General features: G+C 36.4%; 10 protein-coding genes. 5 read left to right on the top strand and 5 right to left on the bottom strand.

Annotation, left to right across the window (positions count from 1 at the left end):
• The first annotated feature begins 899 nt into the window (after nucleotides 1–899).
• The 5 genes from B2866_RS06910 (at nucleotide 900) to B2866_RS06890 (ending at nucleotide 4,609) form a co-directional block, all read left to right on the top strand.
• Complete coding sequence (locus B2866_RS06910; protein ID WP_296191992.1) at nucleotides 900–1,271, top strand: hypothetical protein; 372 nt, start codon at nucleotides 900–902, stop codon at nucleotides 1,269–1,271.
• A gap of 170 nt (nucleotides 1,272–1,441) precedes the next feature.
• Complete coding sequence (locus tag B2866_RS06905; protein WP_296191989.1) at nucleotides 1,442–1,933, top strand: hypothetical protein; 492 nt, start codon at nucleotides 1,442–1,444, stop codon at nucleotides 1,931–1,933.
• A 61-nt stretch (nucleotides 1,934–1,994) separates the two neighbouring features.
• The gene (locus B2866_RS06900) at nucleotides 1,995–2,387 is read left to right on the top strand and encodes a hypothetical protein (protein ID WP_296191986.1); all 393 of its coding nucleotides are present in this window, start codon (nucleotides 1,995–1,997) and stop codon (nucleotides 2,385–2,387) included.
• Nucleotides 2,388–2,626: 239 nt separating this feature from the next.
• Nucleotides 2,627–3,088: a hypothetical protein gene (locus tag B2866_RS06895; RefSeq protein ID WP_296191983.1), complete on the top strand. Its 462-nt coding sequence runs from the start codon at nucleotides 2,627–2,629 to the stop codon at nucleotides 3,086–3,088.
• 489 nt (nucleotides 3,089–3,577) lie between these two features.
• The gene (locus B2866_RS06890) at nucleotides 3,578–4,609 is read left to right on the top strand and encodes a hypothetical protein (RefSeq protein ID WP_296191980.1); all 1,032 of its coding nucleotides are present in this window, start codon (nucleotides 3,578–3,580) and stop codon (nucleotides 4,607–4,609) included.
• Nucleotides 4,610–4,687: 78 nt separating this feature from the next.
• Here the strand turns inward: B2866_RS06890 and B2866_RS06885 are convergent, their stop codons facing one another.
• The 5 genes from B2866_RS06885 to B2866_RS06865 form a co-directional block, all read right to left on the bottom strand.
• Nucleotides 4,688–5,626, bottom strand: coding sequence for a hypothetical protein (locus B2866_RS06885; RefSeq protein ID WP_296191978.1), 939 nt, complete (start codon nucleotides 5,624–5,626; stop codon nucleotides 4,688–4,690).
• A gap of 105 nt (nucleotides 5,627–5,731) precedes the next feature.
• A complete protein-coding gene (locus B2866_RS06880; protein ID WP_296191975.1) occupies nucleotides 5,732–6,163 on the bottom strand; it encodes a hypothetical protein in 432 nt (143 codons plus the stop codon).
• Between the two features lie 42 nt (nucleotides 6,164–6,205).
• A complete protein-coding gene (locus B2866_RS06875) occupies nucleotides 6,206–7,459 on the bottom strand; it encodes a restriction endonuclease subunit S (RefSeq protein ID WP_296191973.1) in 1,254 nt (417 codons plus the stop codon).
• Nucleotides 7,452–9,086 (bottom strand): HsdM family class I SAM-dependent methyltransferase, encoded by a 1,635-nt coding sequence (locus tag B2866_RS06870; protein ID WP_296191970.1) that lies wholly within the window; start codon nucleotides 9,084–9,086, stop codon nucleotides 7,452–7,454. The genes B2866_RS06875 and B2866_RS06870 overlap by 8 nt, the downstream gene beginning before the upstream one ends.
• A complete protein-coding gene (locus B2866_RS06865) occupies nucleotides 9,080–12,163 on the bottom strand; it encodes a type I restriction endonuclease subunit R (RefSeq protein ID WP_296191967.1) in 3,084 nt (1,027 codons plus the stop codon). Before B2866_RS06865 ends, B2866_RS06870 begins: the two co-directional genes overlap by 7 nt.
• Nucleotides 12,164–12,558 lie beyond the last annotated feature (395 nt).

Here is a 12,558-nt window from a genome sequence, read left to right as displayed (position 1 = left end):
ATTTTATTTTGGATTGACTATATAGCAAATCTGACCTAGAGTCGACACAATAGCTATAAAAAATCCATTTGACGAAATAAATAATGGTTTATTAAGAAGTTTTTCGCAAGCAAAAGTTACGTAGCATTAAAGGCGCTATGCCTATACGAGAAGTCGCTACCGTCCATCATCTTGGCATTAGTTCCCTTTCAATTAGCAGCAAAACGTATTCCCTAGTGTAATCAGAAATAAAGAGTCAGCTAAAATAAATTGTAGTAGCACTCAGACAACGATATATATATCAATAAGCTATTGTTTATCTTTTATCAAATCTGGTATTAGCGCTGCTTTACAACACATTAGCATCGGCTAAGAAAAGCACTTTAACATCAAAAGTCTTATTGAAACAAAGGGGCAGATTGATAGAGTAAGCATATATTACAATTTACGCCAATCTCAACTTATCGTAGGCTTTTGATTTTTATAGAATTTAAAATTCTAATTGTTTTAACTGAAATTTTAAAAACTAAGTAAACCAATACCTTAGAAAAATAAGTTGAGAGTGGGGTTACAATTTATGTATTTATATGAGCAAGATTACTGGAGAATAGTTTACCTAAACTTTCCATAATATAGGCTATTTCAGTCTTACTATGGATTGACTATATAGTAATAAGAAACAACATTCACATTTAAAGGTTTAAGACTTAAATCTAGGTTTGAGCTGTTCATTTTTCAATCAAACAAACTATTATCTATCATTTCATATTTTCCTTAAGTATAATTCATAAAACACTTTTTCACTAAAGCTAATTATTGATAAAGTAGCTAGCGAGATAGTCGTATGTAGTACTTAGCCTTAGACGAATGCATGCTTTAAAGAAAATATATATTTAGAAATTACTAGGTGTAAATATAAAATGAGTACTTTTAAACTCAGTATTACCGTAAGCTTATTGCTTATTTCTTTATTAGGAAGCAGTCATGCGTCAGCCGAAAATGCCAAAGTTAACATTGGTAAGTTTTCGGAAGGTAAAGAGCTTATCATTTTCGATGATTTTGAGAACACAGTAAAAGCAAAACATAGTGATATCTGTAATTTCGATACGGCTTCCTATGTGCCTGCTTATATAAGGATTAATAGTAATAAAATTCAACCAGTATGTTGGCAACCTGCTAGAGGTGATGGAATGGGGTTCGTAGTACCTTTAGGAGAACAAATAGATTTTTATGAGAAAAATATTAAATTTAAAAATGCTACGTTAGACCTCGATCGCAAAAAAATTCGCTAGTAAGTAGTGAAACACATCTATTATTCTGACCAAATTTTTTATGACATAAGACCCTCGAAACATAGTTTTAAAGGTAAGTAAGTAGTAAATAGCTTGAGCATCTAAGATTAGATTTACATAAAAGCATGCTCATATTAAAACTGGTACTCATTGTATAAGAGCAAAGATATATGAAAAAAGCATTTATAGTTTTAGGTATGGTATTTTTAGGACATACGGCAGTCGCTAATGCTGCAACGGATTGGACACCATATTTAAAACCAATGTTATCTGGATGCGATTATGTTAATCCTACGGAAAAACTACCTGCCCGTTATAAAGCTTCAATTGCCAGTAAAAAGGTAAAGGGTAATCCAAAAATTGAAGGAGAAGAAGTATATACGACGTATACCTTAAAAGACTCTACTGCCTTTGGTCAACCGTTGCTAAAAGTTGAATATCTACAAGGATATGAATGGTATCACCTAAAACTTTATTTTAAAGATGGTAAATTTACAACGCTGCGCCCGCAATTCAAGCTACCGAAAATTAATAAAGATCAAGCTGAGTATACTAAAGTCGTCAAGAATGATAAAAGTGGTTATGAAGTAGAAGATGGCGGATACCTTAGCTTAGCCTTTGATCAAAAACAAAAGAGTATTACTTGTGCAGGAGGCGTTTAAAGAGTAAAGACCCTCTTTAAATATTTGCTCATTTTATATACCAATCTTACTAGGAATTAGTATGAAGAAAATTGTATTAGCCCTCATAAGTTTATCAATAGCAACCGCTGGTTATTGCCATGTAGTGGAAGAAACAGGTAATACGACTTGCCATATCTATAAAGATAACAAGTTTACACAAACCGTAAAGTGTAAATACGATCATACTGAAGGGGCATCATCTTCATATAATTTTAGATATGTGACCTACACATCGAAAGCATTCGGTGAGATAGAAACAGCTAGCAATTATGACAAAGGGGTTAATGTCATTACCTTGAATGATAAGCCCGCAATAGAGCAATATCGTAACCCTAAAACTAAAAAGATTGTCAGTGATGAATATGTTCAGTCAGGTAAAGAAACCTTATTCTGCTATAAAAACATAAAGACAAAGTTTGAAATTTGCACATAGTCATTACTAGTAGGTCAAAAATTCACAATAAACATAAGCCGCCTCGTAAATGAAGTGGCTTATCTTTATTGTAAATTATAAATATAATCTTTTAGTCTATTAGATCTCTTGCGAAAGTACCAGTTCACTGACTTCCATTGATGAAGTTACAGGGCTAGCAATGACTTATGCAAGAGGTCTAATATGCATTGCAGTTTCTAACTATTTCAGCTTTATATAAAACATGTAGGCTTACCAATATGAAACTTGAAAGGCAAATAGCATTTAGCATTTCAAAAGAGCTTTCTAAGAAATTATCAAAAAAAATAGCTAGACAGACTATAAGATGGTTGCAAGGTCAAAATACTGCAATAGGTATAGGCTCTCTTGAAAATCTTTGGGACGATATTTGCTATCAACTTCAATCAGGGCGGTCTTACTCATGGAATCACTACGATTTTACGATTATGACATACGTAATATCGAAGCTTGAAGAGCTTAATAAATATGAGGTTAATGCAATTTGGCTACAAACTGAAGATGCTTATGATCATCTAGTCGACATGGAAGAGAATGGTATAAGTATAGATAGCAGTTTTACACCAATAGGCTCACCTCCCTATGTAGATGACATGGCAAGATACATTGTGAATGAGTACATCTATAGTCAAGCTGATATTTGGCAGAACGATAGACTCAGACAGCTACTAGGCTCTTTTTGAAACATTTTAAATAGCTAAATCTAGCTAGGCTTAGCTGTTTTTAGCTATCCTTAGATATTTGGAAGAGACCAAGACCAACCCTCAGAAATGACTGAACCATCTCAGCGCATTTTTTTAATAGATTACACACCTTGTTTTTACGATGTTTATCATTACTTCTTGTCAACCAAACAAGCGCCATTGGCAAGCGCAGATATCTGCGCTTGCCAATCTCATCAGCATTATGAAGTTTATGCTTAAATTCAAGCCATGCTTGCTCAGTTGGCTGCTGAGCAATGCTTAGGATAAGGCTTTGGTAATGATTAGCAATAGTAAAGCATCATAGATAGCTAGTTGAAAAGAGGAATGAGTAAAGTAACACATTTGAGAAGAGCCACAGAGGCTAGATCGTAGGTATATGATCAGAAGCAAGATTTTTTCATGTGCTTTGCCATTTAGTATAAACTAGGCATATGTTTTTCTACAACTAATTAACTAAGGGCTTCTGTTTTGAATCGAATAACCATTTCAAACGAGTTAGATGCTATAAGCTTTTTCGAGAGTTACCTAGAGCATCCTGAGTTGATTAATCCAGACAACATACGAGTTGAAGGGTGGGATGTATTCCGCATTCATTTAACAGGTGAGAAATTTCACAACAGTATTACCCCTAGCGTTATGAAAGGAATCATAGATTTACAACAATCGTTATATGAAGCTTTTGCTTTAGCAGTATATAATGATAAAAACATAAGTAGATTGACTATAGCGCAAAAAAAACATCTTGAGATTCAGGTAGTTATCACTGAAGGGTCGACTAACTTAGATATTGATATAAATGCTTTATTTATGGGGTTCGTTAATGAAACGGTGGGCAAAATGAGCTCAACTCAAGCAATGCTTCTTTTCGTTTTCTTTATTGTAACTTATTTTGGGCATTCAGCTTGGAAGAGCTGGATGGACAAAAAACGAGCAATTGCGGAGAAAGAGATAGACTCAGAAACTCAGAAACATTTAGTGGACTCCCTATCTGATAATAATAAACGAATGGTCGATGTCCTTGAAAAGGTTGCTACGAACAATGAAAAGGCAAAAGTAATTTATGTGCAATCTGATGAGACACGAAATAGACTTGTGAGAAGCACTAGATATGCTGATGAAATTAACATTAATAATTTAACAGAAATAACTGGTGAAAATGCTGAAGAGCTGACTAGGCAGCCCAGAACAGGATGGGAAGTAGTAAGATTAGACGGACGTTATAGACTACTATCAGTAAATTCCACTAGTACATTAGAGCGTAAAGTCAAGATTCGAAACCTTGATACTGGTAGAGAAATTACAGCCTCCCTTGAAGACAGCACACTTGATAATCAGCATTTGCAACGCTTAGGAAGCGCAGAATGGGGTTTACACCCAGCTACCTTAAAGGTCAAAGCTAAAATGAAGCTAGATCAAGTAAAAGATGCTGTAATCATAAGTGTAGATAATATTGAAGAAGATATAAAATTTGACGATTCAGAAGATCGCAGTAATGATTAGCAAAAAAGCCCCCTAGCAAATAGCTAAAGGGCTTTTTTATGACGCAAACAACTATTAGCTAGGTTTTTCTTGAGCCAGTCATTCAGGAAAATACTCAGGCACACCGCGCATAAACTCTTTTTTTATTTCTCGTAGCAATTGTTCAAATTGATCACTATTTGCTAAACCGCTTCTGAACTCCTTCAAGTCACTGATATCTTTCATATCTGCGTCAAAGAAAATGTCATATACGTCATCCTCAAGAATCTTGACCATATCAGGTAAGGGCAAATGATATAATTCACAATGAATGTCATTATCCAGTTCATCAATTGCCATCTGGTACAAAAAATGATCACCACCATGGTAATTTATATAACCTAAATACTCATGAAGGTTAGCAAACCCATCGTCATCCAGCGGTGGCTGTTGAAGATATTCTTTTTTAATAGTACTGATAATTTCACTAATCAGCTTATCTTTAGTGTTGGCAGATAAGCTACTTAACGAGTATAGAAGTTCATATAAGTTTTGATCCCGTTCCTCTATATACTCATACTGTTTATCAGATGAAAGTCGAATATCTTTATAGCCTGTACTTCTATTCGCATAGAACTCAGCAATATCTACAGAAAATCTAGCTAAAGCAAGTAAGTTATCCTGAGTCGTTGCGTCTAGGTCATCCTCAGAAAAGTGATAAGTAATCTGCTCATGTATAAATGCGATACATGCTTGAACGAATAGGTAGTCACAGTCAGCGATAGCTTGGTCAGAATGTTTAAACCATTCCGCTAATTGATTAAAGCCTTCTAGTAAATCTAATAAGTAGCCATCTTGTTTTATATCCACAATAAATACTTGGCGTAGCATCAGTATTAGCTCAAGCTCATATGCTGAAAATGACTTATTCTTTAGCTCGTAGCTCAAAACCTCATGACCATCTGGATGCAATAACGCTTCAAATAACCGATAATAGTTTTCATACTTATTATAGATTGCGTCTTGATGGCTGCGATTGAACCATGATTCCTCTATCATCAATTAATTCCTATATATAATTTTTATTACCTAACCCCCACCTTGCCATTCATCAGCACAGACAAGCTCTAGCACCTAAGCCCAATTAAACGTTTTTCAGCCCAGCTAACCTGCGTTTATATGCGGTATCAACTCACCACTAGGTAGCTCTATTAGATAAGTGGTCACAAGGTACGGCTCTGCTGGAAATTTCAAGGCTTCAGGGATTAGCGGACCATCTATGCCTATTCCATAGTTATCCATATTAGCAAAGGATTTTTCAGTAGCTATTAACGTATCCTCTAAAATGCTGTGCATATATTGGTTAAACATAGCGACTTCTACAGCCCCAGGCATAGTGCCATGCTCAGAGATAAGCTCATAGTTATCGGGTATTTTTACAAGCTGTGCCGTTCGATAGTCAGAACGAGCAAGCGTTGTAAGAACCGTACTTATCTCTTGATCGGTGGCGTTTAAAGCATAAGCTCTAAATAAAAAACGCTGAACGACACCAGTCATTTGATCTACGATAGGCCAAATATTTGCTACAAGTTCCATAACAACCTTCCTGACTATTATTTTAAAAGAAATTATTATTCATTAAGTAACTGTCACCTGACCATTCATCAACATCGGTAGTAGCCAGTCTCTAAGCTTAACCAAACTGTTACTCTCTTTCTTCAAAACCAAGATATGCTCAAAGATAGGCTTTAATTTTTCATCGAGCTTTTCAATTAGCTCGATTGGAGGTAGCACAATATTAGCTTGTTTTAAATGTTCTAAAGTAATATGACCCATAGTGGTCTTTCGCAAATCAGCCATCATCTTGAAGTGACTTAGATAGTTCATAAGCTCAAAATAATAAAAGCTCTGAGGATAAGTATCTGAAGTCACTTTAAAAATGTGTTGATTTAACGCACCTTTGCCTTCTGACCAAATTTTCACATCTAATGTGGCTGACCATGAGAATAATAAATCCCCATCTTCAATAACAGCAGCTTTAGGTATATCGACTTTTGCTTTTTCTGTGTCGGAACTAATACCATTATTCATTTCACGAATCTTGATTACAGGTAAATATTCATCGCCTGTAGCACGATATTTCTGCATAGCTAAACCATTATAATATATTGCAATATTCCATAATGTTGAATCCTTCCACCCCTCAGGTATTTCACGCTTCAACACCTCGTTATAAACTACCTTACCGCCAGTCGACTTATAAGGCTTACCGTCTGCATTAGGGAAATCAAACTGTACAAACCAGTAGTCATATAGCGTCTTTACTATCGCTTCTAGCTCAGCATTAATTTGGTTGTTAATTTCAATTTTTTTATCTAAAGCTCGTATAGTAGAGACAATTTTTTCCTGATATTTGATATCTAAATCAGGTAAAGAAATATACTTTAAAGCTGAAATTGGTAATTGAGGTTGAGCACTTCCCGATCCATGTGATAAACACTGTTTTTCAAACAAATTTGATCGAAAAAATAGTAATAAAAAATATGGATTGAGCGTACTAGTAGTAGTTCTAACAATTACCATGCCAGAGTTAATTCTAATGTTTTCAAATGGTATATCTTCGGTTATTAAAGCAACATTACCAACTGTTCCTCTAGTAGTAAGTATAAGATCGTTATTCTTAACCTTACCTTTTCTAAGCTCTTTATCTTTGACTTCATCAATAAACTCAACTTTACTAAAATCAAACCATCCTTTCCTAACATTACTAGTGTTAAGAAACACACAATATCCACTAGTTAGTAACTGCGACTTATTTGGATAGTTTTTGCCACGATCCCCATCTATAAACTCAACTTTACTATGCGCCAAGGTTGTAAGCTGGTTACTCATACTTCAATCCTTCTAATTGCTTTTTTACCTCTAATTCTAGCTTATGAGAATTTTCATATAAGCTATCTAAATTATCAGTAAAGCCTTGCATCTTTTCAGCAAACTGCTCAGCAGTAATATCGACATATTCCATTTTTACTTCAAAATACTGACCAGCACTCAGGCTATAATTTTTTTTCTTTATATCAGCATAGCTTACCGCTACGGACAAATCATCGACTTGCTCTTTGCTATTAAACACATCAACAATCTGTTGCTCTTCCTTAGCACTCAAGACCGTCTTTTGGGTTTTCCCTTCTTTGACCTTCTTGCCTAAATTAGATGCATCAACTAATACGACATCGCCATCATTGCTGTCATCGATAAACACGATTGACACGTTTGTCCCTGTAGTAGCAAAGATATTTGATGGCATAGAAACCACACCGGCGAGCATTTTTTCGTCGACTAGCTTTTCACGTATTTTTTTATCAATACCCGACTGTGCGGTGATAAAACCAGTAGGTACAACCACTGCCGCCTTACCACCTTTTTTAAGTGACGCGATGATATGTTGTAAAAAAAGCTGATATATCTCCATCTTATCTGCACTTTTCGGCTTGATCTTTGGAATACCCGCAAAGAAACGCTCTTTGTTGTCTTTGCTATCTAGCGCATCTCGATAGTCACTAAAGTCGAGCTTAAACGGTGGATTGGAGACGATATAGTCAAACTTCTTAAGCGTCTCACCGTCTTTATGATACGGATGCTGAATCGTATTGCCTTGAATCACATTAGGTATCGAATGTACTAAGTTATTTAAAATTAAATTTAAGCGCAATAGATTCGATGATTTTTGTGAAATATCTTGCGTATAAATGATACAACGGTCTTCACCGATGGCATGGGCAACGTTCATTAATAGCGTGCCTGAACCTGCTGAAGGATCATAACAGGTAACATCCCTCACCTTACCACGCTCTGCTTGTGGCACCAATATCTCAGCCATAATGCGAGCGACTGCATGTGGGGTGAAATACTCGGCGTATTTACCGCCTGAGTTGCTGTTGTAGTCTTTAATTAAATACTCAAAAATACCCGCATAAAAATCAAACTTTTGGTCAAAAATACGCTCAAAGCTAAATTCAATCAGCTTATTAATCACCGCACGGCAAAAGTCATCACGCTTAGACTCATCAGCGATGTATTGACTGAGACGATCAAACAGCACGACCTTTGCACCGCCATCTGTTTTTACTGCAAAGATGTCATTGTTCTTAATCGCGATATCAATCAGCGTGTCATCAAATAGCTTAGCAAAGTCAGGCGCGTTACTCTGGCTAAATAGATAGCTGATAAAGTGCTGAGGCTCCAAACGAGCAGTATCTGCGCTCATCTGTAGCTGTAGCATTTCATAGTCTTCTGCACTCATATCACTAAGCGCTTTTTCCCAATTGTCGGCCTTAGCGATATCTTCATCTATTTTTTTAGCTTCATAAGCAAACTTATCGTTTAGAAACTTGTATAAGAATATTTGGGTAATAATTTTAAACTCGTTACCGTCATTACCTAGACCATAATTGGCACAAATACTTTTTAAACTATCGATTAACTCTTGGGTTTTAGCTTTAAATTCAAGCTCTACCATGATCTTGCTCCAACGTTATATTCATTGATGTATTCTGAGACAACCAGCTTATTGATGTAGCGTGAGCTGTCAGGTTTTAATTTGATTTTGTGATCCTTCATAAATCGTTTAATGACGATAGGCATCATTTGCCCCTCAAAGTAGCTTTCGTTATCGATGATCTGACTACTGTTAAGTACCTTCTCATCCGCGTCGTTTTTTACAGCCATTAGTGCTTCATGTATGGTACGTTCGGAACTGTTTATATCCGTGTGCTGAGGCTCAGTTAACCGTTTATGTATTCGAGCATATTTAGCATCACCTTTGTATTTCTGCCGCATTTGCTCATTCGTACGGTTGAGCTCTTTTATGCGTTTATGAATTTTAGTGAGCTCTTCAATATTTGCATTCATCTGCTCTTGTGAGACTTCGCTAAGCTTTCTTTTTTTGAAGATACGCTCAAGCTCTTCTTTTAGGCTGACAAATTCAGGATCTTTCTGATCAAAATTGCTTGCCATCGCTTCACGGGTTTTACGTAGGGTACTTTTTAGCTCATCGGCCAGTACCAGTTCTTCTTCGCCTATTTTAGTAAACTTAAATATCACATCTTCTAAGGCTTGGTTAAGTAAATTACTCGTGCCTATACCCTGCTCTAGATTTTGCTTGGTGTTTAATAAATCAAGATGATGACTGGTCTCACGGTAAAGAACGTTTAACTTATTGAAATCAAGTTCCTCTAAGAATTTATAGTCGCCTTGGAGCCGAACCAGATTATATAGACTTCTAGCATCAGCAAGCACTTTTTTAAGGCTCAGTACCGTTTCTCTATCTTGAATTTGGCTAATCTGATCGCTGAATACCTCCATGTTATCCGTCTCGTAAAGAAACAGTACATCCTTAACATGCTCGATTTCCTGCTGTATCTCTTCGTGCGATTTAAACAGGTGTGAGTAGCTTTCCATTTCATCGCCAAACTCTGATTGCAGCTCTTCGAAATAGGCTTTGTTAGTCGCATCGAACTCCGCACTAATATCCGCAAAGTCAACCACATAGCCATATCTAAAATCTTTATAAGTACGGTTCACACGAGTGAGCGCTTGCAAGAGATTGTGTGCACGAACCATACGTCCAAGGTATAGCTTCTTCAAACGCTTGGCATCAAAGCCAGTCAGTAGCATGTTGTACACAAATAAAAGGTCTATCTTTCCAGCTTTAAAATCTTCTACCCAGTCCTTACGCTCTTCTTTAGTACCAACATCGTGCAAAATCAGTTGAGCAGATTTGACTTTTATTTCTTCATGACGAATCTCTGCTAATGTTTTAACGTTCGAGTCCGACGCTTGATTGTCAGTAGCCGCTTCGTCTTGAGCATAGAGTTTATTAAACAGCTCAAACATATGCTTGGCTTGCGGTGCGCTATCACAAATAACCATGCCGCCTATACTTGCATCATTTAGCGCCCCACGACTTTTTTCAAAATCTGACACAATGTATTCAAGCATCGGCTCAACAAAGCAAGAATGAGCATATATATCCTCACGCTTAACATCGCCTACCAACACCTTAGCTTTAGCAAGTGCTTCTTGTAGGATCAGTTTATAGCTAGTAGATATCTCCTCTCTTATCAGTCGCAGAGTATAGCCATCAGCAATAGAGGCATTGTAATAGTACTTATGAATATAATCACCAAACAACGCTCTTGAATTGTAGTCATCACCCAATAGCGGCGTACCTGTTAAACCGATTTTAATAGCATTAGGATCCGATTCTTTTAGGTTCGCTAAGAAACTGCCTTTAGGGTTATAGCTACGATGCACTTCATCTAAAAAGTATATTCGCTGGATATCTACGTTATAGTCCTTCGTTGAAGCAACGTCAGGATCGTCTTTAAATTTGTGAATATTGACCACTGTGATTTCAGGTACACCTGCATCATTGTGAATGGCTTTGGTTGCCTTAATATCACGGGCAAAATCATCTCTGGAGTCAACGGTTCGAACTCTTAAACCACGCGCTGTAAACTCACGCTGTGCTTGTTGTAGTAAGTCTAATCTATCAACGATGAAATAAAACTTAGGTGTTATTCGTTGCTTTTGAAAATAGTCTGTTAGAAAGCGCACATTATAAAAAGCCAAGGCAGTTTTACCGCTGCCTTGTGTATGCCAAATAATGCCTTTTCTAATACCTTCATCAAGTTTATTACCAATCGCCTTAGTCGCAAACATCTGCGGGTAACGCATGATATGCTTTTCTAGCCCTTTAGTCTCGTTCACATAAACCAGCGCATAACGTAAAACAAATGCTAATCGCTCACGACTGATTAAAGAGGTACAGATGCTATTGGTAGGACGTTCTGGCTGCTTATTGGTTTGAAACTCTGAACTATTTCGAATAACTTCTAAGTTGTTATCCTTCAGTACTCTAAGCTCATCAGCTTCAGTAATTGGTTTTAGTAATGCCGTGTAGTTAAACGTCTCTTCTTCACGGAAATAGTTGAATATCGGTTTGTGGTAAGAAGAGCTGGCATAAAACGCCCCTCTCAATGGTTCAGGATCGCCATCCACATATTCCATATTGTTTGAAAAAATCATAAACTGCGTGATATTAACGAACCGTTTGAATTTAGGATTCTCAAATCGTGTATTGATACGATTTCTCTCAGCGATAATACCTTCTCGATTATGCGGCTTTTTGACCTCTATAAACACTAATGGCATACCGTTAATGAGCAAGGTGATGTCCGGACGGAATTCTTCATCGCCGTTTTTGCAAGTCAGCTCAGTTACTACGTGAAAGCTATTGTTGTCAAAGTCTTCGAAGTCAATTAGCTTCGTACCTGAACGCTCAGATAGCTTGTCAAAAAAAGCCTTGCCTAAATCTTCATTGTCTAAGAGCAACTTCACATCTTCGAATAGACGTTTGACCTCATCGTCTTTAATACCCTTATTTATTCGCATCATGGCATCATGAAACAGCTCAGGGAAAATGTTGGTATCGATATCCCATTGGGCATCTTTAAGCGATAAGTACTGATAGCCTAGCTTCATCAAGTGAAGGATTGTGGGAATTTTGACGCGGGTATCTTCGTTGAAGCTCATGATGAATAGCTCACTTGATCAATAATAAAATGGTTGTAGTAGCAAATCTATAGATAAGAGTCACTATACGTCAATCGGTGTCGTTAGTATTTTTCGTTTTAGGCATCAGTATAGCAATATCAAATAAATTTTGAATGTTTCTATTTACAGGCTAATCTCAGTAAGTCTTAGCTTAAGCTATTAACCCCCAATTTAACTATCATGATTGTAGGCATTTCATACTTTCACGATTGCTCTCATTAATTAAAAGCTTTTCTAAAGGTAGAGTATTATTGAATATGATTAACCTATCACTAGACACAACCTGTCATTACTACCATTTATACTTGCTAACATAAACCAAGGAAAATTAGGCTTAATAATAACGACTGAATATTTGTCTTATTCTATTGACA

Origin of the sequence: Psychrobacter sp. UBA3483 (assembly GCF_002377905.1) — a bacterium.
In the GTDB taxonomy this organism is placed as follows: domain Bacteria; phylum Pseudomonadota; class Gammaproteobacteria; order Pseudomonadales; family Moraxellaceae; genus Psychrobacter.
This window is presented reverse-complemented; position numbering and strand designations above follow the sequence as displayed.